The organism is Bradyrhizobium sp. BRP23 (assembly GCF_020194135.1).
In the GTDB taxonomy this organism is placed as follows: domain Bacteria; phylum Pseudomonadota; class Alphaproteobacteria; order Rhizobiales; family Xanthobacteraceae; genus Bradyrhizobium; species Bradyrhizobium yuanmingense.
The window spans coordinates 21,103-46,430 of record NZ_JADYVW010000028.1 but is presented as its reverse complement, the minus strand read 5'-3'; the positions used below and the strand labels follow the sequence as shown (position 1 = coordinate 46,430).

Here is a 25,328-nt window from a genome sequence, read left to right as displayed (position 1 = left end):
GCGGGTGGGGCCTGCGCGATCGCTGGTGCAGAGGCGGCGATCAGGAGGCCCGCGAGAATGAGGTTTGTCGTGCGCATGGGAAGGAAACGCGCGCGCGAGGCCCCCTGTTCCCGCAGGTGGCAATCACGATTTGCGGTAGCGGATCAGCGAGAAATGGCCCATCGGCGGCATGGGGCGGCGCTCGGTGAGCGCGACGCCGCCGTGCCTTGCGGCCCAGCCCTCGAGGCGGGCCCACGGGAATTCGGGGCGCCAGCCGAGACGGCGGGCGATGGGCGCGAAAGCGAGCTCGAACAGCTTGCGAGGGCCGCTCTCCGCACCGATGTGGTTGACCAGGATCAGCTCGCCGCCTGACTTGAGCACGCGCATGAACTCGTCGAGCGTGCCTTCGGGATCGGGCACGGCGGTGATGACATATTGCGCCACCACGGCGTCGAAGAAATCATCGGGGAAGGCGAGGTTCTTCGCATCCATCACCGAGAGCACTTCGACGTTGGAGAGGCGGAGCGAGCGCACGCGCGCCTGCGCCTTGCGCAGCATCGGCTCGGAGATGTCGACGCCGCAGACCTTCGTGGTGCGCGCGTATTCGGAGAGCGAAAGACCGGTGCCGACGCCGACGTCGAGGACACGGCCGCCGATGCGGTCGGCCTCCGCGATGGTCGACTGCCGGCCGGCGTCGAACACCTTGCCGAACACGAGATCATAGACCGGCGCCCAGCGGCCATAGGCCTTCTCGACCCCGGCCCGCGAGATGTCTGCTGCCATGCCCCCTGCCCTTACTTCACCTCTCCCCAACAGGAGAGGTGAACCCAGCCCAATGAGTTGTGCTTGATGTCGTCATTCCCTCAGCCGCGCACGGCTTCCGCGAGCGGGCGCGATGTGCCCGTGCCGACCTTGGCCGCGGCGCTCTGGATGAAGCCGCCGCCGAGCACGCGGGCCTGGCCGCTCGCTGCGTCGTAGAACACGCAGGCCTGTCCCGGCGAGACGCCCTCCTCGCCGGCGACGAGCTCGACCTCGTAACGGCCGCCTCCGCCGCGCAGCCAGGCCGGCTGCGGGCTGCGGGTGGAGCGCACGCGCACGAACATCTCAAGGCCGCTTCCGATGGCGCGGTCGATGTCGCCGTCGCCGATCCAGTTGACGTCGCGAAGTGCGATGCGGTGCATCTTCAGCGCCTCGCGCGGGCCGACCACGACGCGGCGGGTCGCCGCGTCCAGCCGCACCACGAACAGCGGCGAGCCGGAGGCGATGCCGAGGCCGCGGCGCTGGCCGACGGTGAAATTGGCGATGCCGTTGTGCCGGCCGAGCACGCGGCCCTCGAGATCGACGATGTCGCCGGGGTCCATCGCATTGGGGCGCAGGCGCGTGATGATGTCGGTGTAGCGGCCGGTCGGCACGAAGCAGATGTCCTGGCTGTCGTGCTTGTCGGCGACCGCAAGGCCAAAGCGGCGCGCGAGCTCGCGCGTCTCGGGCTTGGTCATGTCGCCGAGCGGAAAGCGCAGGAAGTCGAGCTGTTCCTGCGTGGTCGCGAACAGGAAATAGCTCTGGTCGCGATCGGCGTCGGCGGCGCAGACCAGCGCGCGCGAGCCGTCGTTCCGGCGCCGCGAGGCGACGTAATGGCCGGTGGCGAGCGCCTGGGCGCCGAGCTCGCGGGCGGTCTTCAAGAGGTCGCGGAATTTGACGCTGCGGTTGCACTCGATGCAGGGCACCGGCGTTTCACCAAGGGCATAAGAATCGGCGAAATTGTCGATGACGGACTCGCGAAAGCGGTCCTCGTAGTCGAGCACGTAATGGGGAATGCCGAGCTTGGCCGCGACGTCGCGGGCGTCGTGGATATCCTGGCCGGCGCAGCAGGCGCCCTTGCGGTGGGTGGCCGCGCCATGGTCGTAGAGCTGCAGCGTGATGCCGACGACGTCGTAGCCCTCAGCCTTCAAGAGCGCAGCCGTCGTCGAGGAATCGACGCCGCCCGACATGGCAACGACGACCCTGGTGTCCTCGGGACGGCCTTCGAGATCCAGACTGTTGAGCATGGGCCCTGGAGCGTTGTGACGGCGGCGACGCGCGATCCGCGATTTGCTTTCTCGGGGGACGGCGGCGATCCCCCGGAACCTTGGTTCCCGAAGAGCACGACTGCCCAAGTCGAAAGCGGCTGAGAGTAGCCTCTTTAATATAGGCGGCATTCCGGTGAAGCAATCACGCGAGCCCCCCGCTTAGGGCAATTCTTGCCGGGGCGGCAGAAATGGCGGGGTCGGAGCCGGCGGCCCGGCAATGCACCCACATCACCAAAACATTGATTTTATTACTGAAATCTTCGGTTCGGGGCGCTGGCCCGCTCCTTGCTCCCTCTTGATGCGAAGTTGCTTGCAAGGGGTTGCCTGTGGTCGGTCGGATGTCAGATGTCGTGGCAAGCGTGCAAATCCAGAGCGCGCAGCAGAAGCCCGCCCGGTCGCAAGCCCCGAAGGACACGCCGGCGAGCGAGGCTTTCGGCTCGCTGGTCGACAGCAACACGCAGGCCATCGGCAACAACGCGCCGGCGCAGGACAGCGCGCCGCGCCGGAGCGAGCAGACCTCGTCCTCCCCGGCGGCCGAGCGGCCGTCGCGCGACACCTCGTCCACGGACCAGCCTTCGCAGAGCAAGGCGAGCGACGACACCGAGGCGTCTGCGCCTGCGGAGAATGACAGGGGCGAGGCGCCCAGCGATCCGACCAAGGACGCCGGCAAGGTCAAGGACAAGTCCGAGACGGCCGACGCCAAATCGGCCGACAAATCCGACGAGACCGCGAGCGACGCGACTGATGGCACCGAGGTCCTCACCGCCGCCGTCGAGGCGGCTGCCGCCGCGCCGGCCGCGACGACGCAGACCGCCCTGCCCGACCCCGGCATCATCGTTGCCGCGCCGGTGGTCCCGGTCGACCCGAATGCAGCTGCGACCCAGGCTGGCGATGCCGCCGCCGCGCCGCTCGCGATCGCCGCGGCAGGTCTTGCCGCCAGCGCCTCCATCGCGGCCCAGATCGCCGGCACCAAGACCGATACCGCCACGGCGAGCGCCAAGGCCGCAGGCGCGGAGGTCGATGCCGAGACCACGACGACGCTCGGCGAGGCCGCCGCCGGCACAACCGAGACCGCCTCGACCGAAGCAAAAGCTGGTGGCGGGCTGATCGCCGCGGTCAGCCAGGGCACGCCCAAGACCGCGTTCAAGGAAGCCGCCACGGCGCAAGCCCAGACCGACATCTCCAATATCGGCCAGGATACTGGCATGGCGAACGTCGCCGCGCAGGCACCGGCCGCCAACGCCGCCCATGCGCAAGGCTTGAAGCCGCAGGCCGATCACGTCGCGACCGATGCCAAGGCGGGCCCCGCCGACCGCGCCGCCGATCCGGCCCAGGGCACGTCGGCCGCGCCGGCGCATGCCGGCCCGCAAGCCACGATCGCTCCGACGGATACCAGCGCACAGGCCACGTCCGCCGTGCAGGCGCCGCTGACCAATACGACCTCGGCCGCGACAGCATCGACGGCGACGCTCACCGCGACCGCGGCGACCCACACTACGGCGGTGCCGATCAGCGGCATCCCGATCGAGATCGCAGCCGCCATTCGCTCCGGCAAGTCGCGGTTCGACATCAGCCTCGATCCGGCCGAGCTCGGCCGCATCGACGTGCGCATCAACGTCGACCGCGCCGGCAACGTCACCTCGCATCTCACCGTCGAGAAGCCGGAGACGCTGCAGATGCTGCGTCAGGACGCGCCGCAATTGCAGCGCGCGCTCGACGATGCCGGCTTCAAGACCGGCAGCAACGGCCTGTCCTTCAGCCTGCGCGACCAGAATTCATCCGGCCAGCACTCTGGCCAGAACAACGACAATGGCGGCAATGCCCGCCGCCTGATCATCAGCGAGGACGACAGCGTTTCCACGGCGCCCATCGGGCGCGGCTATGGCCGCATGCTCGGATCGAGCAGCGGCGTCGACATCAGAGTGTGAGGAGTATCTGGCAATGACCACCACGAATGCCGCCACTTCGCCCCCGGTCGTCTCCGGGACGACCGACCTGCCGAAATCCTCGTCGAATTCGTCGATGAGCTCGACCACGGGGTCGACGCTCGCCGGCAATTTCCAAACCTTCCTGACCCTGCTGACGACGCAGCTGCAGAACCAGAACCCGCTCGATCCGCTCGACACCAACCAGTTCACCCAGCAGCTGGTGCAGTTCGCCGGCGTCGAGCAGCAGCTCAAGACCAACGAATCGCTGGCTCAGCTCGTCACTCTGCAGCAGACCACGCAGGCGACCCAGGCGCTGGGCTTCGTCGGCAAGACCGCGCTGGTCGACGGCTCGACCGCGACGATGACCAACTCGACGGCTGTCTGGCATCTCAACGTCCCGACCGACTCCACCGTCGAGATCTCCATCGCCAATTCGAGCGGCCAGACCGTGTTCAACGGCAAGTACACCGCCGCCGCCGGCAACGATATTCCCTTTACCTGGAACGGCATGGGTAATGACGGCACGCAATGGCCCGACGGCAAGTACACGATCTCGGCCACGGGCAAGGACGTCGCGAACAACAATGTCGGCATCGCCGCGCAGGTGCAGGGCGTGGTGTCGTCGGTCGATCTGACCCAGTCGCCGCCGCTGCTCACCATCGACGGCGCCAGCTACACGCTGAGCCAGGTGAAGAGCATCATTGCGACGAGCAATTGAGGGCGGGCAAGCGAACCACATACGAGATGTCATCCCCGCGAAGGCGGGGATCCATAACCCCAGGAAGTCGTTTTCGCATTAGGTCGTAACCCCGAGTCGTCGTCAAACTGCTCCCTGGGGTTATGGGTCCCGGGCTCGCGCTACGCTGGCCCCGGGACGACGGTTGGGCCTCCGCGGCACCGCGCTCCGCCCCCGTTCGTTAGTAAAGTATTTACCTTCTGCCCCGCTCAGCCGGCCGAGACTGCGTCTTTCGCCCGCCGAGTCGGCCGCGTTCCCGCAAGATTCAACGAGAATTGTATTGAACCCTTAGGCTTAGCGGATTTTTAAGCCGCGGGGGTTACGGTTACGGCGTGAGTTCAGTGGTTGAGAGTTTGTGAGTACGCCATGACAGAACCCCATCGCCCGAGGGTAAAATACGTCATCGGGCCGGACGGCAGTCCGTTGACGATCGCGGATCTGCCTGCACCCGGCACCAAACGCTGGGTCATCCGCCGCAAGGCCGAAGTCGTCGCCGCTGTCCGTGGCGGACTTCTCTCCCTCGAGGAGGCCTGCAGCCGTTATACCCTGACGGTCGACGAATTCCTCTCCTGGCAGTTTTCCATCGACCAGCACGGTCTGGCGGGTCTTCGCACCACCCGCATCCAGCAATATCGCCAGTAGGCGATCCGGAATTCTGCGGTTTTTGACGAAAATCGGCCTCGCTCTGCGAGGCCGATTTTTTTCATGATGCACTTTTGTCCGACCTCTTAACCTTCGTTAACCATATCGAAACCATCACCTAGGCAATAATTGCCCAGTCGACCGCTCGGTTGCGGGTCGGATTGGTCGGGGCGGTTGCTTGCAAGGTCTTGCGGACTTCTTAAAAAGTATCGGTGCCGCCCGGTTCGGGGCGATGATCGCGGTCACCGCCGCGCTCATCGGCTTCTTTGCCTTCGTCATCATGCGTGTCACCTCGCCGCAGATGACGACGCTGTTCACGGACCTGTCCGTCGAAGACTCCTCCAGCATCATCAAGGACCTGGAACGCCAGGGCATCCAGTTCGAGATCCGCAATGAGGGCTCCATCATCATGGTGCCCAAGGACAAGGTCACCCGGCTGCGGATGAAGCTCGCCGAGGGCGGCCTGCCCAAGGGCGGCGGCGTCGGCTACGAGGTGTTCGACAAGTCGGACGCGCTCGGCACCACCTCCTTCGTCCAGAACATCAATCATCTGCGCGCGCTCGAGGGCGAGCTCGCCCGCACCATCCGGGCCATCGACCGCATCCAGGCCGCCCGCGTCCATCTGGTGCTGCCCGAGCGGCCGCTATTCGCCCGCGAAGCGCCGGAGCCGTCGGCCTCGATCGTGGTGCGCGTCCGCGGCGCGCTGGAAGCCCAGCAGATCCGCGCCATCCGCCACCTCGTCGCCTCCGCCGTCAACGGCCTGAAGCCGCAGCGGGTCTCGATCGTCGACGAGGCCGGTCAGCTGCTCGCCGACGGAGCTCAGACCGATCCGGAACAGGCGGTCGGCGAGGAGCGCCGCATCGCCTTCGAGAAGCGGATGCGCAAGCAGGTCGAGGACATCGTCTCCTCCGTGGTCGGCTCGGGCCGCGCCCGCGTGCAGCTCTCCGCCGATTTCGACTTCAACAAGGTCACCCAGACCTCGGACAAGTTCGATCCCGAGGGCCGCGTGCTGCGCTCCAGCCAGACCCGCGAAGAGCAGAGCATGACCGCCGACAACAACGGCCAGGTCACCGTCAACAACGAGCTGCCCGGCAACCAGCAGAACAACGGCGTCGCGCCCAAGGACCAGAGCAAGAAGACCGAGGAGACCAACAATTACGAGATCTCCCGCACCACCAAGACCGAGGTGACCGAGGCCGGCCGGGTCAACCGCATCTCGGTCGCGGTGCTGGTCGACGGCATCTACAGCAAGAACGACAAGGGCGAGCTGGCCTACCAGGACCGCACCAAGGAGCAGCTCGACCGCATCGCCACGCTGGTGCGCTCGGCAATCGGCTTCGACCAGAAGCGCGGCGACCAGGTCGAGGTCGTCAATCTGCGCTTCGCCGACGCCCCCTCCTCGGCCCCGATCGGCGAGCCCAGCGGCTTCCTCGGTATGCTGCAGTTCACCAAGGACGACGTCATGTACTTCGTCGAGCTCGGCGTGATGATGCTGCTCGGCCTCGTCGTGCTGTTCCTGGTGATCCGCCCGCTGGTCAAGCGCATTCTCGCCTCCGACGAGGTCGCCGCCGCCATCTCCGGCGTGCTGACGGGCCCAGCCGCCTCGGAAGAGGCCGCGCCGGCCGGCCAGCCGCTGCTGCCGAGCGGCGGCACCAGCGCCATCGACGTCGCCACCATTCAGGGCCAGGTCCACGCCCAGTCCGTTCACCGCGTCGGCGAGCTCGCCGAACGCAATCCCAACGAAACCGTCGCAATCATCCGCCAGTGGCTGACTGAGCCGACGAAATAACCAAAGCCAAGTGCATCAAGAAGTGATCTGACATGGCCGCCTCCTTGCAAAACGCCAACTCCAACGACATCACCAGCGTGATCTCCACGCTCGGTCAGCGCGCCGGCAGCCGTGAGGGCGGACCCAAGACAGAAGGTCTGACAGGGCCGAGGCGCGCCGCGATCCTGATGCTGGCGCTCGGCGAGCAATATGGCGGCAAGATCTGGAGCCTGCTCGACGACGACGAGGTCCGCCAGCTCTCGCTGGAGATGTCGACGCTCGGCACCGTCGAAGTCGACACCGTCGAGGACATGCTGCTCGAATTCGTCTCGCGCATGTCGGCCTCGGGCGCGCTGATGGGCAATTTCGACGCCACCGAGCGGCTGCTCCAGCAATACCTGCCGCCGGAACGCGTCAACGGCATCATGGACGAGATCCGCGGTCCCGCCGGGCGCAACATGTGGGAGAAGCTCTCCAACGTGCAGGAAGAGGTTCTCGCCAACTATCTCAAGAACGAATACCCGCAGACCATCGCCGTGGTGCTGTCGAAGCTGAAGCCGGAGCACGCCGCGCGCGTGCTCGGCATCCTGCCCGAGGAGCTCGCGCTCGACGTCGTCAACCGCATGCTGAAGATGGAGGCGGTGCAGAAGGAGGTGATCGAGAGTGTCGAGAAGACGCTGCGCACCGAATTCATGTCCAACCTGTCGCAGACCCGCCGCCGCGACGCCCACGAGGTCATGGCGGAAATCTTCAACAATTTCGATCGCCAGACCGAGACCCGCTTCATCACCTCTCTGGAAGAGGACAACCGCGAATCGGCCGAGCGCATCAAGGCGCTGATGTTCACCTTCGACGACCTCGTGAAGCTCGATTCCGGCTCGGCGCAGACCCTAATGCGCAACGTCGACAAGGACAAGCTCGGCGTCGCGCTCAAGAGCGCCAACGAGGACGTCCGCAATTTCTTCTTCGGAAACATGTCCTCGCGCGCGGCCAAGATGCTCCAGGACGACATGGCGGCCATGGGCCCCGTGCGCCTGCGCGACGTCGACGAAGCCCAGGCGCTGCTGGTCAATCTCGCCAAGGACCTCGCCGCCAAGGGTGAGATCATGCTGACCAAGAACCGCGCCGACGACGAGCTGGTGTACTGATGGCCGCTCCGGCAAAATTCCTGTTCGATACCGACTTCGCGGCGCCCGAACGGGCGACGCGCGAGAAGGCCGCGACCGCGGCCGAGATCGCCCAGAAGGTCGCGGAAGCCGAGGCGCGCGCCTACCAGGACGGCTTTGCCGCCGGCCAGCGCGAGGCTAAGGCCGAGAGCGACCGCCGCGTTGCGCTCGCCATGGAAGAGATCAACATCGCGATTCGGGGCGTCGCCTCCGGCATCGGCAACATCGAGACCAGGATGGAGACCGAGGCGGTCGAGGTCGCGATCGCGGTGGCGCGCAAGCTGTGCGCCGACCTCGTCGCCGCCGAGCCGCTCGGCGAGGTCATCGCGCTGGTCAAGGACTGCTTCTCGCATCTGGTCGCGGCGCCGCATCTCGTCGTCCGCATCAACGATTCGCTCTACGACAGCGCGCGCGAGAAGATCGAGCGGCTCGCCAAGCAGAGCGGCTTCGAGGGCCGGCTGGTGATCCTGGCCGAGCCGGAAATTGCCACCGGCGACTGCCGGATCGAATGGGCCGATGGCGGCGTCGTGCTGGAGCGCGGCGCCATCGCGGCCAAGATCGACGAAATGGTCGGACGCTATATCGCGTCCCGCAGGGGGAGCTAAACCATGAGCGACACCGACGGACAGGTCCCGCTGCCCGATCTCAACGGCCCGATGCCGCCTGCCGGCACCGACGTCGGCTACAACGAGGACGAATATGCGGCGCGTGCCGCCGCCGACCTCGAGGCGGTGTTCGACGTGCCGGTGCAGGTCTCGGCCGTGCTCGGCCGCTCCAAGATGGACGTCGGCGAGCTCCTGAAGCTCGGACCGGGCACCGTGCTAGAGCTCGACCGGCGCGTCGGCGAGGCCATCGACATCTACGTCAACAACAAGCTGGTCGCCCGCGGCGAGGTCGTCCTGGTCGAGGACAAGCTCGGCGTGACCATGACGGAAATCATCAAGGCCGAACGCGGCTGAGACGCAAGGACATGACGCGCGACGGCGCGAGCAGACGGACAGGAGACTGACATGCGGCTTCTCATCGTTGGCACATTGAAGGGCCAGCTCACCACCGCCACCAAGATCGCGATGGAGAACGGCGCCACCGTGACCCATGCCGAGGATCACGAGCAGGCGATGCGCGTGCTGCGCGGGGGCAAGGGCGCCGACCTCCTGCTGGTCGACGTCGCGCTCGACATCCGCGACCTCGTGCTGCGGCTGGAAGCCGAGCACATCCACGCCCCGATCGTCGCCTGCGGCATCACCAACGACGCCCGCGCCGCGGTCGCTGCGATCCATGCCGGGGCCAAGGAATACATCCCGCTGCCGCCAGATCCGGAGCTGATCGCCGCGGTGCTGGCTGCCGTCGCCAACGATTCCCGCGAGCTGGTCTACCGTGACGACGCCATGGCAAAGGTGATCAAGCTCGCCCAGCAGATCGCCGGCTCGGACGCCTCGGTGATGATCACCGGCGAATCCGGCACCGGCAAGGAAGTGCTGGCGCGCTACGTTCACTCCCGCTCGGCCCGGGCCAAGCGTCCGTTCATCTCGATCAACTGCGCCGCCATCCCGGAGCACCTGCTGGAATCCGAGCTGTTCGGCCACGAGAAGGGCGCCTTCACCGGCGCGGTCGCCCGCCGCATCGGCAAGTTCGAGGAGGCGACCGGCGGCACGCTGCTGCTCGACGAAATCTCGGAGATGGACGTCCGCCTGCAATCGAAACTGCTGCGCGCCATCCAGGAGCGTGTGATCGATCGCGTCGGCGGCACCAAGCCGGTTCCGGTCGACATCCGCATCATCGCGACCTCGAACCGCAATCTCGCCGAGGCCGTGCGAGAGGGCACGTTCCGCGAGGACTTGCTGTTCCGCCTCAACGTCGTGAATTTGAAGATCCCGCCGCTGCGCGAGCGTCCCGCCGACATCCTCGAGCTCGCCCAGCACTTCGTGAAGAAATATGCCGAGGCCAACGGCGTGCCGCTGCGTCCGCTCTCGGCCGAGGCGCGGCGCGTGCTCTCCGCCAACCGCTGGCAGGGCAACGTCCGCGAGCTCGAAAACACCATGCACCGCGCGGTGCTGATGGCCCAGGGCGACGAGATCGGGCCCGACGCCATCATCACGCCGGACGGCGACCGCCTCGACCTCGCCAAGACCGCCCCGGCCGTGGCGCATGCCACTATGGCCGCCGAGCAGGTGACGCGCGCGCTGGTGGGGCGCACCGTCGCCGATGTCGAACGCGACCTGATCCTGGAGACGCTGAAGCACTGCCTCGGCAACCGCACCCATGCCGCCAACATCCTCGGCATCTCGATCCGCACGCTGCGCAACAAGCTCAACGAATATGCCGACGGCGGCATCCCGATCCCGCCCGCAGGCGCGCCCGGGGAATATCCGCGGATGCCGATGATGGGGGCGTAGGCGCCCGCGACCATCGAGCGGACGCGAATGCCCGGGCCAAGTCCGGGCATTTTTCGTTTGGCACAGGCCGCCACCCCGTCATTGCGAGCGCAGCGAAGCAATCCAGAATCCCTCGGCGGCGACAGACCGGATTGCTTCGCTGCGCTCGCAATGACGAACCTCAAGAGCATCCTTCGCATGACCGAACCGCGCCACGTGACTATGCCATCCGCGCGGCACGCCCTATAACCCCGCCCGAAAACCACGCGAGGGACCACATGTCTGAAGCTCAAATCACGGATTGGCTGGCGTCGCAGAAGCAGGCGATGATCGACCTGCTCCGCGACGTCGTGAACATCGATTCCGGCTCCTACGACAAGGAAGGCGTCGATGCCGTCGGTGCGCGGTTCGAGCGGCATTTTGCCGAGCACGGCATTCCGTTCCGGCGCGAAAGCCACGGCACGTTCGGCGACGCGATCCATGCCGAGGTGGCAAAGCCCGGCAGCAACGAGAAGCCGGTGCTGTTGATGGGACACCGCGACACGGTGTTCGGCAAGGGCGAGGCCGGGCGGCGGCCGTTCACGATCCGGGATGGCCGCGCCTATGGACCCGGTGTCGCCGACATGAAGTCCGGCCTCGTCATGAACGTGTTCGTGGCCGCCGCCTTCCACAAGTTCGGCGGCGCACCGCATCCGATCAAGGTGCTGATCACCTCCGACGAGGAGATCGGCTCGCCCTCCTCGCGCCCGGTGATCGAGCGCGAGGGACGCGCGGCACGCGCGGTGTTCAATTCCGAGCCGGGCCGGCCCACGGGCAACGTCGTCACCGGGCGCAAGGGTGGCATCTTCATGCACATGGCCATCACCGGCAAGGCCGCGCATTCCGGCGCCAACTTCGCCGCCGGCGTCAGCGCCATTGGCGAGCTCGCACACAAGATCGTCCAGATCCACGCGCTCACCGACCTCGACAAGGGCATCACGCTCAATGTCGGCCTCGTCTCGGGTGGGCAGTCCGTCAACACGACGGCGCCTTACGCGGAAGGGCAGATCGACCTGCGCTATGTCGATCCGGCCGATCGCGCGCGGATCATGGGTGCGATCGAAAAGATCGTCGCGACGCCTTACGTGCCCGGCACCAGCGCGACGCTCTCGATCAAGGGCGAGTTCGTGCCGGTGGTGCAGAGCGCGGACTCGAAGGCGCTGTTCGAAGGCTATCAGGCGGCCGCAAGGCGGGTGGGCCTCACCACGCTGCAGGGCGAGTTCTCCGGCGGCTGCGCCGATTCCGGCTTCACCGCCGCGGTCGGCACGCCGACCATTTGCGGTCTCGGCCCGGTCGGCGGGCTCGCGCACACGCCGGAGGAATATCTGGAGATCGACAGCATCGTGCCGCGCGCGCAGGCGCTGGCGCTGGCGATTCTGCGGGGGTGAACGGAGGTGCGTAGGGTGGGCAAAGCGAAGCGTGCCCACCGTTCCGGTTGCTGCCTTGGAGAGATGGTGGGCACGGCGCAAGGGTTGCCCACCCTACGAGACCGTCACGAATAGCTCGGCGCATCCGGCTTGCGGAAGATGTGGATGGGATCGCCCGGCACGATCGGAGAGCCAGAGAACATCGCGTAGGCGTAGAGCGCGAGATAGGCGATCGCGAGCGCGCCGATGGCGTAGAAGATCAAGGTAGCCACGCGCTTCATCGTTCCGCTCCATGCGTCCGGCGGGACAGTCAGGAGCGCTTCTAGAGCGACGAGGCGGAAAAGGCCAGCCTTGCGCGAGGCTCGCCGACGGCGATCAAATGCCGCGCCGGCCGCGCGCGGGAAGGCTGACATCGGCCAGCCGGGCCGCGTCTTCGTCCTGGTCGACCGCCACATATTGGCCGTGCCAATAGGCCAGCGCGGCGGTGCGGGTCGAGCTCCTGATGTCCCGGACACGGCCGATGACGATGCCGTGCGAGTGCCGCTCGACGATCTCCTCGACTTCGCAATCGAAGGCCGAGAGCGCGCCGACCAGCAGCGGGACACCAGAGACTGCCGTCACCCACTGGCTGCCTGCAAAGCGATCCGCACCCTTCAGCCCGCCCTTGCCGGCAAAGCGTTCGGCAATGTCGAGTTGGTCAGCATTGAGGATGTTCACGCCGAAGGCGCCGTGGCGGCGGATCAGCGGAAACGACGAGGCGTCGCGGTTGATGCTGACCAGCAGCGTCGGCGGCTCGACCGACAGCGAGGTGACCGAGGTCACCGTCATGCCGGAGATGTCCTTGCCCCGCCCGGCCGTGATGATGCTGACGCCGCCGGTGAGGTGGCGCATGGCGCCGCGGAAATCGGCGGACGAGACGGGAATTTCGGTCATGAGCTCGCGGGGCACTACATTCATGGCGCTACTCCCCGCAAGCGGGGGTTCCCTTTATTTAGGTACGATCGTCCGCCGACAACAGGTGGCTCAGGATGGAGCCTTCGAGCCCGGCAAGCTCGGCCGAGCCGCGCTGGCGCGGCCGGGCGGCGTTAACCGTGACGTCATGGGCGATGCGGCCCTCCTCGATGACGAGCACGCGGTCGGCCAGCGCCACGGCTTCCGAGACATCGTGGGTCACCAGGATCGCGGTAAAGCCCTGATCGCGCCAGACCCGCTCCAAGAGGCGCTGCATTGAGATACGGGTCAGCGCATCCAGCGCGCCGAGCGGCTCGTCGAAGGCGAGCACGCGCGGGCGCGAGACCAGCGCACGGCCGAGCGCGACGCGCTGCTTCTGGCCCCCTGAGAGCACCGAGGGCCATTGATCGCGCTTGTCGGCGAGGCCGACCTCGATCAGCGCCTTCTCGGCGCGGGCATGCGCATCGCTCGAGGCACGATCGCGGCCGAGGCCGACCTCGACATTGGCGAGCACGCGGGCCCAGGGCAGCAGCCGCGGCTCCTGGAACATCACGCGGATGTCCTCGGGCTGGATCTCCTGACCGAAGCTGATGCTGCCCGCATCGATCTTGTCGAGGCCGGCGATCAGGCGCAGCAGGGTGCTCTTGCCGCAGCCGCTCTTGCCGACGATCGCGACGAACTGGCCGGCGGGAATGTGCAGGTCGATGCCGCGCAGCACCTCGTTGTCACCGAAGGATTTGCGCAAGCCGCGGATGCTGAGCGGCAGGCCGCTGGCCTGAACTCGGTGTTCTTCTTGCCGCTCCTCGCGCACCACGCGGGCGTGAGGGGCGAAAGTGGCGCGGCCGGCGAGCTCGGTCTCGGGAAGAGAGGTACGAAGCGCTGTCTGCATGTGATTCCCAGTATTTTCGCTCAACGTTTCTGGAAGGCGGGGTGCCAGGAGAGCGTCAGACGCTCCAGCACGCGGGAGGCGCTGTCGGCGAGCTTGCCGAGCAGGGCGTAGATCAGGATCGAGAGCACGACGACGTCGATCAGCATGAACTCGCGCGCTTGCATCGCCATGTAGCCGAGGCCGGAAGAGGCCGCGATGGTCTCGGCGACGATCAGCGTCAGCCACATGATGCCGAGCGCAAAGCGGATGCCGACGAAGATCGAAGGCAGCGCGCCCGGGAAGATGACGCGGCGGAACAGTTCGCCATCGGTCATGCCGTAGATGCGGCCCATCTCGATCAGCTGCGGATCGACGGTGCGGATGCCGTGCAGCGTGTTGAGATAGATCGGGAAGAACACCCCGAGCGCCACCAGGAAGAGCTTTGCGCTTTCGTCGATGCCGAACCAGAGGATGACCAGCGGGATCAGCGCCAGATGCGGCACGTTGCGCACCATCTGCAGGGTGGTATCGGTGAGCCTGGCCGAGAGCTGCGACAGGCCGTTGGCGAGGCCGAAGGCGAAGCCGATGCTGCCGCCGATCAAAAAGCCGACCGAGGCGCGCCAGAACGACACCCAGATGTTGCGGACGAGCTCACCGGAGACCAGCAGCTTCCAGCCCGCGAGCACGACGTCGCTCGGGGCCGGCAGCACCCGCGTCGGCACGAAGCCGGTGACGCTCGCGACCTGCCAGACCGCGATGATGGCGAGCGGCACGATCCACTGGATCAGGCCGTCGGCCCGCGGCAGGCGGATGCTGCGCGGAAGCGAAATGCTGTCGATCAGGCTCATGACTGCGACACCCGGTGCTGCGGACGGAAATCGCTGCCGACGGTCTCGCCGAACGGACCGCCGTTGAAATGCAGCTTCGTCACGTTGGAAGGCTGATCCAGCGCGAGCAGCGGAAACACCAGCTCGGCGAAGCGATAGGCTTCCTCGAGATGCGGGTAGCCCGACATGATGAAGGTATCGATGCCGAGATCCTGGTACTCCTTGATGCGGGCCGCCACCGTCTGGGCGTCGCCGACCAGCGCCGTGCCGGCGCCGCCGCGGACGAGGCCGACGCCGGCCCACAGGTTCGGCGCGATCTCGAGCTTGTCGCGCTTGCCGCCGTGGAGCTGCGCCATGCGGTGCTGACCGACCGAGTCCATACGGGCAAAGTTCTTCTGCGCCAGCGCGATGGTGTCGTCGCTGACATGCCTGATCAGCTCGTTCGCGGCGTGCCAGGCTTCTTCGTTGGTCTCGCGGACGATGACGTGAAGGCGGATGCCGAAGGAGAGTTTGCGGCCACGAGCGGCGGCAACCTCCCTCACCTTCGCGATCTTCTCGGCGACCAGCGCCGGCGGCTCGCCCCAGGTGAGATATTTGTCGACGGTGTCCGCCGCGACGTCGATGCCGGCATCGGAGGAGCCGCCGAAATACAGCGGGGGGCGCGGCGACTGCACGGGCGGAAACAGCAGCTTGCCGCCCTCGATGCGGATGTGCTTGCCCTCGACGTTCACCGTCTTGCCGGCGAGCAGGTCGCTGTAGACGTTGAGGAACTCGCGGGTGACCTCGTAGCGCTCGTCGTGGCCGAGGAAGATGCCGTCGCCCTTGTTCTCGACGGGATCGCCGCCGGTGACGACGTTGACGAGGAGCCGGCCGTTCGAGACGCGATCAAGCGTCGCGGTCATGCGCGCGGCCACGCTCGGCGATTGCAGGCCGGGACGAACGGCGACGAGATAGCGCAGCCGCTCGGTGAACGGCGCGACCGAGGACGCAACGATCCAGGAATCCTCGCAGGACCGCCCGGTCGGCAACAGCACGCCGAAATAGCCGAGCTGATCGGCGGCCTGCGCGATCTGGCGCAGATAGTTGAAGTTGACCTCGCGGCCGCCGATGCCGGTGCCGAGATAGCGGCCGTCACCATGGGTCGGCAGGAACCAGAGGATGTTGGCGTTGGATTGGCTCATGGATTGCCCCTAGCCGTAAGTGGTGCCGACGGCGGCCGCGACGATGCCGATCGACAGCACGATGGCTGCGATCACGCGTTGAACGATGCGCTTCATGTTCAGACCTTTTTGAACGGGAAGAGTTGTCGGCACGGTCAGGCTGCCGGGTTGCGCCAGACGATGTCGCGAATGACGATCGGCTTCGGGATCAGGCCGAGCTTGTAGAAGCGGTCGGCGACGCCCTGCTGCGTCGCGATGATCTCGTCGGTGACGGGGCCGACCACGAAGTTCGCGCGATTGGCGGCGACGGTCTGGATATCCAAGGGGACGCCGGTGATCGCAGCGAGCGATCTTGCGACCTCCTCGCGGTGCTGCTCGGCCCATTGGCCTGCCGCGGTCGTCACGTCAACGATCTGCTGCAGGATCGCCCCATGGTTCTTCGCGAACTCCCGGTTGGCGATGTAGAAGGAATTGGTCTTGGTGACCTCGCGCGCATTGATCAGGATGCGGCCGTTCTGCTTGGTCTCGCCGATGGCGAAATAGGGATCCCAGATCGCCCAGGCCTCGATGCTGCCATTGCCGAAGGCGGGGCCGGCATCCGGCGGCGTCAGGTAGACCGGCGTGATGTCGGCATAGGTGAGGCCGGCCTTCTCCAGCGTCTGCACCACGACGTTGTGGGCGCTGGAGCCCTTGGTGAAGCCGATGCGCTTGCCCTTGAGATGGGTGATGTCGCGGATCGGCGAATCCTTGGGCACCAGGATGCCCTGGCCGTTGGTGATGGGCTGACCGGCGGCGTAGACGATCGCCGCGCCCGCGGCCTGGGCGAACACAGGCGGGGAATCTCCGACCGCGCCGAAATCGACGCTGCCGACGTTCATCGCCTCCATCATCGGCGGGCCCGAGGAGAACTCGATCCACTTCACCTCGATGCCTGAGGCTGCGAAATGTCTTTCCAGGGCAGCCTGCTGGCGCGTGATGACCAGCACGCCGGTCTTCTGGTAGCCGATACGAATTTCCTTCACCGCCCCTTGCGCGATCGCAGACGATGCGAACGCGGCGGCGGCCGCAGTTCCAACCGAAAGTTTCAGAAAGTCTCGACGCTGCATTCCACACTCCCGGCCGCGTGCGGCCGTCATCATTCACGTTTGCCGAATGATGGTGCGCGTCATCGGAAGTGTCGAGACGTCCGCGAAAATAGCGATGCGAGCACTGCGCTGCATGCCGCGCGCGTGACTAATCTTTCAAGCGGCGAAGCGAATGAAGATGGAATTTTTCTGCACGCGAATGTGAGGGCTCCACGGATTTGGTCGGGCCCGGACCGGCGGAACATAAAATTCGCAAAACAACCCCATGCACAGTAGCCGGGCGTGCGAAAACAACGACTTACGTATTATCCGAAGTGCGGTTGACTCGTCGGGCAAAACAGCGGCAGAATGGCATGATTTCGTAGTGGGTGCCGAGGCGCGGAGCTCCCTCCACCCTCTCGCCGTCATTCCCCGCGAAGGCGGGGAATCCAGTACGCCGCGGCCCGGCGATTCAACCACAACTGTCTCGGAGTACTGGATCGCCCGGTCAAGCCGGGCGATGACACCGAACGTGTGACGGGCGGCGTGCCACGAGCACCACCGGCCTATTGCTCCCACCTCACCGGCAGATTCTGCAGCCCGCGGAAGGCCCAGCCGCCGATCCGCACCTCTTCGTCCTCGGCGAGCTCGATGCGCGAGGCCCGCGCGAACAATGTCGGCAGCGCGACGTCGGCGATCATGGCGCGCGAGGCGAAGGCGCCGGCGCAGAAATGCGGGCCGGCGCCGAAGGCGACGCTCTTGGAGGTGTCGCGCCGCACGTCGAACTGGTCCGCGCGCTCGAAATGCTTCTCGTCGCGGTTGGCGGAGCCGAACATCAGGAATACGCGTTCGTCGAGCTCGAACGCCACATCGCGAATGGTCCAGGGTTTTGCGATGCGGCGCGGCGACATGCCGATCCGCGAGATCCAGCGGGCATATTCCTCGAAAGCCTGCAGCCAGGACACCTCGCCGCGCAGGACCAGATCGAGCTGGTCGGGATGGGTCAGCAGCGCCCAGACCGTGCCGGCGATCGCCTTGCGCGGCTCGTTCTGGCCGCCGGAGATGGCAAGCTTGACGTTGGCGCGCACGCTCTCCATCGGCATGTCCGAGGCGAGCAGCACGCCCAAAATGCTCTGGTCGGGATGCTTGCGCATCACCGGCAGGACGTCGTCGATCGCGGCGTCGATGCCCGCGGTCGCCGCATGACAGCGCGCCTCGACCTCAGGGTCGCCGGCATAATTGGCGATGCCTTCGATCATGCCTTGCGACCACGTGTCCATGTCCTGAAAGCCGATGTTGGTGAGGCCGGTGATCGACTTCAGGCATTCGCCGGAGAACGGCAGCGCGAAGTCGCGCATGAGATCGATCCGGCCCGGTTCGAGTGAAGCGATGATGCGATCCGCATGGGCCTGGAACTGTGCGGTCCAGTAGCCCTTCACCGTCTTCGGTGAGACCGTCGGAAACATCGCCCGGCGCTCGACGAGATGCGCCTCGCCATCCTTGCGCATCATGTTGTGGCCCATCAGCCGGTTCATCAGGCCGGCGGGCTGGTGCGAGGAGAACACGTCGATCTGCTTCTCCGAGATCGAGATGTCGTCGCGGCTCGTCAGCAGCGTCGAGCCGAGCTGCGGCACGAAGGCGATCGGGGCCTCCTTCCGCATCTTGGCGAGCATCGGATAGGGGTCGGCCCAGAAGGCAGCCGGGTCGATCTCGATGCGCGGCGCGGTGCTCAAGCTTCGCTCCCTTGTCGTCTCCTCGATGCCGAGGCTAGCGCCTTTCAGTTGCCGCCGTCTGTCCCCATGGATTGGGACAGGCGGGCCCCAAAAAGCTGCCTTTGTCTGCTTTCAACTCAGATGGCAGCTCCGGCCAGCAAGAAAGCGCCGCCAAGCGCGACCATCACAAGTCCAGGCCAGTTCGATTTGACGCCGAAGCCGCTGCCGGGCCTTTCGGGCTCCAGCGTGTCACGTCCGGAGCGAAGCCACTTCCCACCACTGAATCGACCTCGCCAAATGGGCTGAAACGCCATTTGGAGTACGCCGCCGAAAACAAGGAGCACTCCAAGCCATATGAGGATCATGCTCGCCTCCTCTATCCGCGAACGCCGATAGGTTGATGCGCCGAGAACCGTGGTCCATTCAGCGCTGCCCCCGGCTTACGGGATCAGACCGACCTTGAAAGCCGCCGGGACAACCTCTGACCTGTCAAATAGTTGATATATGGACATGATTTCTGCTAGCCGTCCATCCGGGCCGGCTTGGGAAATAGTAGCAATTGGTTCCGCCGAAGCGGATTGGTATCAAGGGCCTTGGGCGGGCGAAGCACGAAGGCTGCTGCAGAAATGCACGCCGCGCGTCTGAAAGATCGGTCGAATCTGATGGGTCCAGCGCAGCAATGACGGGCATCGACTTCGAGCAGATCGTGGACCGCATCCACGAGGCAGCGACCGTTCCGGAGCTCTGGCCGGACGTCCTGGAGAACATCGCTCATGCCGCGGGCGCGCATGGCATGGTCATGATCACCTCGGACTCCGATCAGTGGTCCGGTGTCTGGAATGGTGTCGTGACGTCGCCGTCGATCCGCGAGGCTTTCTCGGCGTTCCTGCGTGGCGACCTCTCCAGCCGGACGGAGACGACCCCGCGACTCCTGGCGCTTGATCACCCCGGCTTCGTCGGCGAGCACGAGGCATTTTCGCCGGAGGAATGGGAGCGCGATCCATATCGGGTGGAATGGAACAAGAAGTGGGGCTTCGAACACGCCTGCGCGACGGCGGTCCGCAGCCCGTCCGGTGAGATCATCGTCTTCCACATGGAAAGACTGGCCGGCCGCCCCGCCTTTTCGCGGCAGGATCTCGATTTTCTCGACCGCTTTCGCCCCCATCTCGCGCGGGCGGCTTTGCTGTCGACACGCTGGCGCCTCACCCGGATGCGGGCGGCAACCGAGGCGCTGTCGCTGGTCGGCTTGCCGGCCCTCGCGATCACGCGCTCCGGGCGGGTTCTGACCGCCAACGCCTTGATCGAAGCCATGACCGACCTTCTGCAATGGTTGCCGAAGGACCGGATCGCGATCAAGGACCGCGCCGCCGACACCCTGCTGCGCGCCGGCCTCGCCCAACTCGATGCGCCGGACAAGGCCGTGTGCTCCTTCGCCGCGCGTCGCGCCAGCGATCTCGATCGGGTGGTGCTTCATCTGGTTTCGATGCCGGGCGAGGCCCGCGATCTCTTCGATGGAGCGGTTGGCCTCCTCATCGCGACGCCGGTCACCGCCTCACAGGCCCCGAGCCTCGCCCTCATTCGCGGCCTGTTCGACCTCACCCCGAGCGAGGCGCGCGTTGCGCGCGGAATCGCGCAAGGACAGACGATCGGCGACATCGCCGCACATCACGGGCTCAGCCGCGAAACCATCCGCACCCAGGTCAAGGCCGTCCTCGCCAAGACGGGAACGCGCAACCAGAAGAGCGCAGCTGCCCTCTTCGGCGCGATCCCCAAATTACCGCTGAGAGATTGACGCCGGACTTGTCCGGTGGCGTGCGTCGGCAGGGACAAGCTTCGCTTCACCCAAATGGGTGAAGACACAGGCCGGCGCTCCGGGTTCAACTCCGCCCAAATTGGATGTCTGGCGAGAAGCGGCGGCGATGGCGGGACCGGAATTTCCGATTTTCGAAGTGACCCTGGCGCAGCGCAGGCGCAGGACATGGAGCTGGAGCGTCTGCACCATTCAAGGCGCGGTGGTGATGCAGGGCCGGGAAGCCAGTCGACCCGCAGCAAAGTACCAGGCCGAGAGAGCGCTGTTCATGCTGCTGCTCACCGCGCCCTATCGTTCCCGACTTTCCGCATAGCAAGGGGCTCCTCGAGCGCTGCAGGGTTGCCAGTGTGCGGGACAGCAAGCTAAGCGTCGGTCGGCGAGCGACCATGCGTCAGCCAATGGTCGATCTGCCAGGTCTCGTAACCGAGCAATTCGCCGAAGCGCCGTTCTCGATCATCGGACCAGGCTCCGGGCTCGTTCAGCAGCGCAAGCATGGCGTCAATCCGCCACTCGTGACCGGGCAATGTGTAGAACAGCATCCGATATTCGAGCTGCGGCGCCCCAGGACATGGCTCGATCAGCTCGCGCTTCGTCAGGCGGCCTTCAGCGACATGCCGATCGAACATGCGCCAATACCGAATACAGATGTCCGGCTCCTGGCCGACGATATCCATGAAATATGCGAGGGGCTTGGTGCCCCGGAGCATCAGGCCGAGCTCTCTGTTGGTGTGAACCAGATAGGGCACTTGACGACGCCGTTTGGAATGCATGTCGAGCATGATGGCGACGCAACGTTAATTTCCGCTGAGGGACCCCGCGCGAACGTCCTGAGCGAAAGGCAACGACGGCTTCCGGCTCAATCCGGACAATTGCAACGAATTTCACGGTGTGCCCTCGTGACGGTGGGCGTCATGATGGCCAAGGCGTCCAGCAAAGAAACGGCTAACCACGTTGCAACGACCGCATGCGCGAGAGCATGGAGGAGAAATCAACTAATGATAGTATCGGCCTTGTCAGCCGACCAAAGGGAACTGCCGTGACTGAAATGACCAAGCTTCGATCTCGACTTCTGTTGATTGCCTTGTGGGTCAGTCTCGTCGGAGCTCTCGTCGTTTTCTTTGCGTTCGCCAACACACCAGGCGGAAGCGGTGGTTCATCCTGGGTCTTTAATCTGATCGTGTCCTGGTTGCCGTTCCTGGTGCTGGTGGGCGCCTGGCTATGGTACTCGCGCACGATCCGGCGCTCATCATCCGGGGCGAGCTGGGTCGATCTATACGAGCAGCAGGTCGCGGAAAACAGGCGAACCAATGCATTGCTGGAGAGGATCGCGACCGCTCTGGAAAAGCCGTCTCCTGGTTAGCGCGAACACCGGCCATCGCGGGGACGAAGTCATGCGCTCGGGCATTGCCGCCCACATCCTGCTAGTTGTTCTGGCACTCGCAGCCGCCGTCGTCAGCCGGCCAGCGGCTGCCGACGATCGACAAGTCTGTTTGGAACGGACGAAGGAAGCCTCTGCCGAGATCATCGCTGCCTGCACACGCGCGATCCAGAGCGGAGACTACAACGGCGAAGACCTGTCGAGTTTGTATCATGCGCGTGGCTGTTCCTGGCCATGGACAAGCTTCGCCGATCGCGATGACCGCGCCCTTGAAGATTTCACCGCGGCGATCCGGGTAAACCCGAAAGCTGGCGGCTCACTGCTCAACCGGTCGCACATCTACAACCAACGGCACGACCACGACCGGGCAATAGCCGACGTCGACCAGGCATTCGAAGCCGGCCTGTCAGACCATGGAAAGCGGGTCGGATACGGCGAGCGCGGCTACGCCTATCAAAGGAAAGGGGACAACGACCGCGCCATTGCCGACTATACCGCCACCATCCAGCTGAATGCGAACAATAGCTTCGCTCTCATGGCCCGGGGCAACGCCTATTTTGCCAAAGGCGATTTTGACCGTGCCATTGCCGACTACAACCGGGTGATCGCAGTTGATCCCGAATATGCCCACGACTATGCCGCCTACGGCAGCCGCGCGATTGCGTACCTGCGCAAGGGCGACCTCCGCCAGGCCTTCGCGGACGTCGACCGGAAGCAGGCGCTATCCTGGCTCGCTGCCGGCGTCTTTCTGGCAGCGCTGATCTGGCTTTGTTGCCCAGGGGGCGCACGGGCGTTCGGATGGCGGTCTGGACGAACGATCATCGAGATGTGCGAACAGCAGCTGGTCGACTTGCGGCACACAAACGCCGCCCTGGAGAAAATCGCGGCGGCTGTCGAGAAGCGATCGTCGGGTTAGCTCGGGTTCGCCGGACGTTTGGCCCCGCCGACGTGTGCTAACTTCCGGAATGACCGTCAGAGCCGCCGGACCAACCATCATTCTGGCCGGGTCCAAAGTTCGTATTGTTTCGATCCGGCGGGACCCTCATGCCCTGGTAAAAGGCGTAGCCAATGAATCCCAGCAAGGCGACCAAGCAGATAAGTGCAAGAAGCCAGTCTGGCATGTTCTCATCCTCGGATCCGCCCTACGCGCCGCAATCGCATCCGATAATAGGCCAAATGCTTCAACTACAGATCCAATCAAATGCTAAAATTGGATGGATACGGACATCGCGGACTTGGAGCCCCTAGTTCAGGCCGCGCGGACCCGTCAGCAGGCGCAGCACGATCGCAAACAATTCGCTCTGCGAGGAGATGCCGAGCCGCTCATAGGCGCGCTTGCGGTAGGTCAGGATCGAATGCAGGCTGATGCCGAGCGCCTGCGAAATCGCCTCCGAGCTGAAGCCTCCGAGGATATGGCGGCAGACCTCCTGCTCGCGCAGGGTGAGCGCGGAGAGCGGCTTGCGCGTCGCGAACAGGGACGCAAGATCGGACGTCGGCTTCTCCTGGAAATGGCGGGCGACGCTGGCTGCGATCGCCGGTGCGATCGCCCCGAGCCGCTCGCGCTGGGCGGCGCTGAAGCGGCCCTGCGCGGCGATCCGATAGAAGTTGACGTAGAAGCAGGTGTCAGCGGTCCAGATCGCGGTCGCACATTTGTCGACGATGCCGGAATCCTGGAAGAAGATCTTGCGATAGCGCGCGCCGTACATGCGCGGCGCGAAGCGAGGCAGCATGATCGGCGCGCCGCCCTCGCCTTCGAACAGCGCATCGCGGTTGGGATCCGTTTCGTGGAACTGGCCGGCATAGGCGGCGCCGAGATCGGCGCCGATCGGGATGTTGCCGGCATCGAGCAGGCAGCTTGCCGCGCCTGCCCGGCTCAGCGCGAACACCATGCAATGGCCGACATCGGCCTGCCGGCGCAGCGTGTCGATGAGCACATCGGGAAAATCGGAGCGGCCGATGGCGAGCACCGCGGGCGTGACATCGCCGGCCGACGGATGAAAGGTTGTCCCGTTGGGTCGCACCGTATTCCTCCGCAAGACGCTCTTTTGCGAGAGGATAGCAGCAACGGAATCTTACCGGAAGCGCTCACGAGCACCGCCGCCCAGGGCCGCTCGGCTGTTGCAGACACCATTGGCGGGTCTCACGCTGCGCCTCCCCCTTCGAGACCGCATCGTCGCGATTTTCTCAGATGAGGCTGATCCGATGGCCCCACCGAGTCACTTCACCCTGTGCCTGAAAGCAATCTCGCGCAGATGACTGAAAAGCTTTGAGAGCCGCTTCAAGCGCTCACTGACCAGCGCGCAAAGAAGCATCAGCCACGTTGCGAGCGCGACACACCACAACAGAAATTCCAATGCTGCGGGCATGAGGGCACCTTTCGAAACGAGTTGCGAAACAAAGGCGGGGCACTGATGCTCGTTGAAAAACGCGAGCACTGCGTCTGCGTTATCAGCCTTTATGGCCTCTCGCGCTGCCGCGATCATGATCGCCTCCGCTGCCGACCGCATTCGAAGGCTATTACGACCTCCTGAATTGCACTAGAATTAATGCTGAAAGTCACAATTCCATTTCGGGGAATGATCCGATGGACAGGCTCGATGAACTTGCGACATTCGTCGCGATAGTTGAGGTTGGAAGTCTGGTAGGCGCAGCAAAGCGATTGAAGCGTTCGCCTCCCGCGGTCACTCGCGCGCTTGCGGCCCTCGAGGAAAGGGTCGGAAGACGATTGGTGGAGCGAACAACCCGCCGCCTTGCACCGACGGATGCCGGACGCCACTTTGCTGAGCGCGCCCGCGAGCTGGTCAACGGCTACTCGACCGTCATGAGCAGGCTTGTCGAGACGGAGGGGGCTCCGCTGCACGGTATCCTGCGAATAGCCGCTCCCACCATCTTCGGACGCCGTCATGTCGCCCCGATCGTATCGAGCTTCCTTAACGCTCATCCGGCGATCCGTATCGAGCTCGTCATGGGTGAAAGGTCGCTCGACCTGATCAGTGAAGGCATCGATGTTGCGGTCAGGATAGGTCAGCCGCGCGACTCGCGCCTCGTCGTCAGATCAGTGGGGTCGGTCCGTCGCGTCCTGGTCGCCAGCCCTTCCTACTTGCGCAGGCAACCTGAGCTTCGACATCCGCGAGACATACCGAAGCACGATGTCGTGTTCTTTTCCGGATTTGCGGGGCCGACCGAACTGCGTTTTCAGAATCGAGGTCGCTTGCACACGGTTCGCATGATGCCGCGCCTCATGACGACAGATCTCGACACGGTCATTGCCGCCGTGACATCGGGCCAAGGCATCGCTCGACTGTTATCCTATCAGGTCGAAGCCGAGATTTCGTCAGGCAAGCTCGTGCGTCTTCTTCCGGCCTATGAGCCGCCGGCCGTACCGGTTCAAGTCGTGATTCCCGGTTCCCGGCGCACCGCACCGGCTGTGAGGGCATTCGCGGATCACGCCGCTGCGTCGCTCCGTACCCTTTCGATCATCCGCCATTGACT

At 65.2% G+C, this 25,328-nt stretch carries 28 protein-coding genes; 14 read left to right on the top strand and 14 right to left on the bottom strand.

Annotated features, from left to right (window positions below; all coding sequences use genetic code 11):
* Positions 1 to 123: 123 nt before the first annotated feature.
* Complete coding sequence (locus tag I6F24_RS36400; protein WP_109142574.1) at positions 124 to 762, bottom strand: methyltransferase domain-containing protein; 639 nt, start codon at positions 760 to 762, stop codon at positions 124 to 126.
* Between the two features lie 80 nt (positions 763 to 842).
* On the bottom strand, positions 843 to 2,024 hold the full coding sequence (gene mnmA, locus I6F24_RS36395) for a tRNA 2-thiouridine(34) synthase MnmA (RefSeq protein WP_225149197.1): 1,182 nt from the start codon (positions 2,022 to 2,024) through the stop codon (positions 843 to 845).
* Positions 2,025 to 2,395: 371 nt separating this feature from the next.
* Here mnmA and I6F24_RS36390 point away from each other — a divergent pair, with 371 nt between their 5' ends.
* From I6F24_RS36390 to I6F24_RS36350, 9 genes are all read left to right on the top strand, one after another.
* A complete protein-coding gene (locus tag I6F24_RS36390) occupies positions 2,396 to 3,973 on the top strand; it encodes a flagellar hook-length control protein FliK (RefSeq protein WP_346656953.1) in 1,578 nt (525 codons plus the stop codon).
* 13 nt (positions 3,974 to 3,986) lie between these two features.
* Positions 3,987 to 4,691 (top strand): flagellar hook capping FlgD N-terminal domain-containing protein, encoded by a 705-nt coding sequence (locus I6F24_RS36385; RefSeq protein ID WP_109142571.1) that lies wholly within the window; start codon positions 3,987 to 3,989, stop codon positions 4,689 to 4,691.
* A gap of 384 nt (positions 4,692 to 5,075) precedes the next feature.
* Positions 5,076 to 5,351 (top strand): DUF1153 domain-containing protein, encoded by a 276-nt coding sequence (locus tag I6F24_RS36380; RefSeq protein WP_002714638.1) that lies wholly within the window; start codon positions 5,076 to 5,078, stop codon positions 5,349 to 5,351.
* Positions 5,352 to 5,529: 178 nt separating this feature from the next.
* On the top strand, positions 5,530 to 7,140 hold the full coding sequence (gene fliF / locus I6F24_RS36375; RefSeq protein ID WP_225149199.1) for a flagellar basal-body MS-ring/collar protein FliF: 1,611 nt from the start codon (positions 5,530 to 5,532) through the stop codon (positions 7,138 to 7,140).
* A gap of 32 nt (positions 7,141 to 7,172) precedes the next feature.
* A complete protein-coding gene (gene fliG / locus I6F24_RS36370) occupies positions 7,173 to 8,267 on the top strand; it encodes a flagellar motor switch protein FliG (RefSeq protein ID WP_035999044.1) in 1,095 nt (364 codons plus the stop codon).
* Entirely contained in the window at positions 8,267 to 8,890 is a 624-nt protein-coding gene (locus I6F24_RS36365; RefSeq protein WP_225149200.1) for a FliH/SctL family protein, read from the top strand. Before fliG ends, I6F24_RS36365 begins: the two co-directional genes overlap by 1 nt.
* Positions 8,891 to 8,893: 3 nt before the next feature.
* Positions 8,894 to 9,244 (top strand): flagellar motor switch protein FliN, encoded by a 351-nt coding sequence (gene fliN / locus I6F24_RS36360; protein WP_035704875.1) that lies wholly within the window; start codon positions 8,894 to 8,896, stop codon positions 9,242 to 9,244.
* A 51-nt stretch (positions 9,245 to 9,295) separates the two neighbouring features.
* Positions 9,296 to 10,681: a sigma-54 dependent transcriptional regulator gene (locus I6F24_RS36355; RefSeq protein WP_225149201.1), complete on the top strand. Its 1,386-nt coding sequence runs from the start codon at positions 9,296 to 9,298 to the stop codon at positions 10,679 to 10,681.
* 257 nt (positions 10,682 to 10,938) lie between these two features.
* The gene (locus tag I6F24_RS36350) at positions 10,939 to 12,087 is read left to right on the top strand and encodes a M20 family metallopeptidase (RefSeq protein WP_225149202.1); all 1,149 of its coding nucleotides are present in this window, start codon (positions 10,939 to 10,941) and stop codon (positions 12,085 to 12,087) included.
* Between the two features lie 104 nt (positions 12,088 to 12,191).
* Here I6F24_RS36350 and I6F24_RS36345 read toward each other — a convergent pair whose 3' ends face one another.
* From I6F24_RS36345 to I6F24_RS36310, 9 genes are all read right to left on the bottom strand, one after another.
* A complete protein-coding gene (locus I6F24_RS36345) occupies positions 12,192 to 12,347 on the bottom strand; it encodes a hypothetical protein (protein ID WP_035999067.1) in 156 nt (51 codons plus the stop codon).
* A 94-nt stretch (positions 12,348 to 12,441) separates the two neighbouring features.
* Complete coding sequence (locus I6F24_RS36340; RefSeq protein ID WP_036022156.1) at positions 12,442 to 13,023, bottom strand: flavin reductase family protein; 582 nt, start codon at positions 13,021 to 13,023, stop codon at positions 12,442 to 12,444.
* 34 nt (positions 13,024 to 13,057) lie between these two features.
* Positions 13,058 to 13,906, bottom strand: coding sequence for an ATP-binding cassette domain-containing protein (locus tag I6F24_RS36335; RefSeq protein WP_036022154.1), 849 nt, complete (start codon positions 13,904 to 13,906; stop codon positions 13,058 to 13,060).
* Between the two features lie 20 nt (positions 13,907 to 13,926).
* On the bottom strand, positions 13,927 to 14,733 hold the full coding sequence (gene ssuC / locus I6F24_RS36330) for an aliphatic sulfonate ABC transporter permease SsuC (RefSeq protein WP_035999023.1): 807 nt from the start codon (positions 14,731 to 14,733) through the stop codon (positions 13,927 to 13,929).
* Entirely contained in the window at positions 14,730 to 15,893 is a 1,164-nt protein-coding gene (gene ssuD / locus I6F24_RS36325; RefSeq protein WP_225149203.1) for an FMNH2-dependent alkanesulfonate monooxygenase, read from the bottom strand. The genes ssuC and ssuD overlap by 4 nt, the downstream gene beginning before the upstream one ends.
* A 9-nt stretch (positions 15,894 to 15,902) precedes the next feature.
* A complete protein-coding gene (locus I6F24_RS37725; protein ID WP_260344179.1) occupies positions 15,903 to 16,025 on the bottom strand; it encodes a hypothetical protein in 123 nt (40 codons plus the stop codon).
* A gap of 2 nt (positions 16,026 to 16,027) precedes the next feature.
* On the bottom strand, positions 16,028 to 16,978 hold the full coding sequence (locus I6F24_RS36320) for a sulfonate ABC transporter substrate-binding protein (RefSeq protein ID WP_225149204.1): 951 nt from the start codon (positions 16,976 to 16,978) through the stop codon (positions 16,028 to 16,030).
* A gap of 524 nt (positions 16,979 to 17,502) precedes the next feature.
* Complete coding sequence (locus I6F24_RS36315) at positions 17,503 to 18,669, bottom strand: cytochrome P450 (protein ID WP_225149205.1); 1,167 nt, start codon at positions 18,667 to 18,669, stop codon at positions 17,503 to 17,505.
* A 116-nt stretch (positions 18,670 to 18,785) separates the two neighbouring features.
* A complete protein-coding gene (locus I6F24_RS36310) occupies positions 18,786 to 19,013 on the bottom strand; it encodes a hypothetical protein (RefSeq protein ID WP_036022145.1) in 228 nt (75 codons plus the stop codon).
* Positions 19,014 to 19,327: 314 nt separating this feature from the next.
* Between I6F24_RS36310 and I6F24_RS36305 the strand changes: the two genes are divergently transcribed.
* Positions 19,328 to 20,440: a helix-turn-helix transcriptional regulator gene (locus I6F24_RS36305; RefSeq protein ID WP_036022142.1), complete on the top strand. Its 1,113-nt coding sequence runs from the start codon at positions 19,328 to 19,330 to the stop codon at positions 20,438 to 20,440.
* Positions 20,441 to 20,567: 127 nt separating this feature from the next.
* Complete coding sequence (locus I6F24_RS36300) at positions 20,568 to 20,771, top strand: hypothetical protein (protein WP_050995847.1); 204 nt, start codon at positions 20,568 to 20,570, stop codon at positions 20,769 to 20,771.
* Positions 20,772 to 20,820: 49 nt separating this feature from the next.
* Here the strand turns inward: I6F24_RS36300 and I6F24_RS36295 are convergent, their stop codons facing one another.
* Positions 20,821 to 21,204, bottom strand: coding sequence for a hypothetical protein (locus I6F24_RS36295; RefSeq protein ID WP_225126226.1), 384 nt, complete (start codon positions 21,202 to 21,204; stop codon positions 20,821 to 20,823).
* Between the two features lie 218 nt (positions 21,205 to 21,422).
* On the opposite strand from I6F24_RS36295, the gene I6F24_RS36290 reads away from it, so the two are divergent.
* Both I6F24_RS36290 and I6F24_RS36285 read left to right on the top strand, forming a co-directional pair.
* Positions 21,423 to 21,818, top strand: coding sequence for a hypothetical protein (locus I6F24_RS36290; protein ID WP_225149206.1), 396 nt, complete (start codon positions 21,423 to 21,425; stop codon positions 21,816 to 21,818).
* A gap of 31 nt (positions 21,819 to 21,849) precedes the next feature.
* Positions 21,850 to 22,752, top strand: a complete 903-nt coding sequence (locus tag I6F24_RS36285) for a tetratricopeptide repeat protein (RefSeq protein WP_225149207.1) — start codon at positions 21,850 to 21,852, stop codon at positions 22,750 to 22,752.
* A 328-nt stretch (positions 22,753 to 23,080) separates the two neighbouring features.
* Here the strand turns inward: I6F24_RS36285 and I6F24_RS36280 are convergent, their stop codons facing one another.
* A complete protein-coding gene (locus I6F24_RS36280) occupies positions 23,081 to 23,857 on the bottom strand; it encodes a LuxR C-terminal-related transcriptional regulator (protein WP_225149208.1) in 777 nt (258 codons plus the stop codon).
* Between the two features lie 195 nt (positions 23,858 to 24,052).
* Positions 24,053 to 24,319, bottom strand: coding sequence for a hypothetical protein (locus tag I6F24_RS36275; RefSeq protein ID WP_141697582.1), 267 nt, complete (start codon positions 24,317 to 24,319; stop codon positions 24,053 to 24,055).
* 101 nt (positions 24,320 to 24,420) lie between these two features.
* Here I6F24_RS36275 and I6F24_RS36270 point away from each other — a divergent pair, with 101 nt between their 5' ends.
* Entirely contained in the window at positions 24,421 to 25,326 is a 906-nt protein-coding gene (locus tag I6F24_RS36270; RefSeq protein WP_225149209.1) for a LysR family transcriptional regulator, read from the top strand.
* Positions 25,327 to 25,328: the final 2 nt, after the last annotated feature.

Excerpts from the sequence above, each read along its gene's own strand:
- I6F24_RS36400 (WP_109142574.1), bottom strand. The coding sequence starts at position 762 with ATGGCAGCAGACATCTCGCGGGCCGGGGTCGAGAAGGCCTATGGCCGC.
- mnmA (WP_225149197.1), bottom strand. The coding sequence starts at position 2,024 with ATGCTCAACAGTCTGGATCTCGAAGGCCGTCCCGAGGACACCAGGGTC.
- I6F24_RS36385 (WP_109142571.1), top strand. The coding sequence starts at position 3,987 with ATGACCACCACGAATGCCGCCACTTCGCCCCCGGTCGTCTCCGGGACG.
- I6F24_RS36380 (WP_002714638.1), top strand. The coding sequence starts at position 5,076 with ATGACAGAACCCCATCGCCCGAGGGTAAAATACGTCATCGGGCCGGAC.
- fliG (WP_035999044.1), top strand. The coding sequence starts at position 7,173 with ATGGCCGCCTCCTTGCAAAACGCCAACTCCAACGACATCACCAGCGTG.
- I6F24_RS36365 (WP_225149200.1), top strand. The coding sequence starts at position 8,267 with ATGGCCGCTCCGGCAAAATTCCTGTTCGATACCGACTTCGCGGCGCCC.
- fliN (WP_035704875.1), top strand. The coding sequence starts at position 8,894 with ATGAGCGACACCGACGGACAGGTCCCGCTGCCCGATCTCAACGGCCCG.
- I6F24_RS36355 (WP_225149201.1), top strand. The coding sequence starts at position 9,296 with ATGCGGCTTCTCATCGTTGGCACATTGAAGGGCCAGCTCACCACCGCC.
- I6F24_RS36350 (WP_225149202.1), top strand. The coding sequence starts at position 10,939 with ATGTCTGAAGCTCAAATCACGGATTGGCTGGCGTCGCAGAAGCAGGCG.
- I6F24_RS36345 (WP_035999067.1), bottom strand. The coding sequence starts at position 12,347 with ATGAAGCGCGTGGCTACCTTGATCTTCTACGCCATCGGCGCGCTCGCG.
- I6F24_RS36340 (WP_036022156.1), bottom strand. The coding sequence starts at position 13,023 with ATGAATGTAGTGCCCCGCGAGCTCATGACCGAAATTCCCGTCTCGTCC.
- I6F24_RS36335 (WP_036022154.1), bottom strand. The coding sequence starts at position 13,906 with ATGCAGACAGCGCTTCGTACCTCTCTTCCCGAGACCGAGCTCGCCGGC.
- ssuC (WP_035999023.1), bottom strand. The coding sequence starts at position 14,733 with ATGAGCCTGATCGACAGCATTTCGCTTCCGCGCAGCATCCGCCTGCCG.
- ssuD (WP_225149203.1), bottom strand. The coding sequence starts at position 15,893 with ATGAGCCAATCCAACGCCAACATCCTCTGGTTCCTGCCGACCCATGGT.
- I6F24_RS36320 (WP_225149204.1), bottom strand. The coding sequence starts at position 16,978 with ATGCAGCGTCGAGACTTTCTGAAACTTTCGGTTGGAACTGCGGCCGCC.
- I6F24_RS36310 (WP_036022145.1), bottom strand. The coding sequence starts at position 19,013 with ATGATCCTCATATGGCTTGGAGTGCTCCTTGTTTTCGGCGGCGTACTC.
- I6F24_RS36305 (WP_036022142.1), top strand. The coding sequence starts at position 19,328 with ATGACGGGCATCGACTTCGAGCAGATCGTGGACCGCATCCACGAGGCA.
- I6F24_RS36300 (WP_050995847.1), top strand. The coding sequence starts at position 20,568 with ATGGCGGGACCGGAATTTCCGATTTTCGAAGTGACCCTGGCGCAGCGC.
- I6F24_RS36290 (WP_225149206.1), top strand. The coding sequence starts at position 21,423 with ATGCGCGAGAGCATGGAGGAGAAATCAACTAATGATAGTATCGGCCTT.
- I6F24_RS36285 (WP_225149207.1), top strand. The coding sequence starts at position 21,850 with ATGCGCTCGGGCATTGCCGCCCACATCCTGCTAGTTGTTCTGGCACTC.
- I6F24_RS36275 (WP_141697582.1), bottom strand. The coding sequence starts at position 24,319 with ATGATCGCGGCAGCGCGAGAGGCCATAAAGGCTGATAACGCAGACGCA.
- I6F24_RS36270 (WP_225149209.1), top strand. The coding sequence starts at position 24,421 with ATGGACAGGCTCGATGAACTTGCGACATTCGTCGCGATAGTTGAGGTT.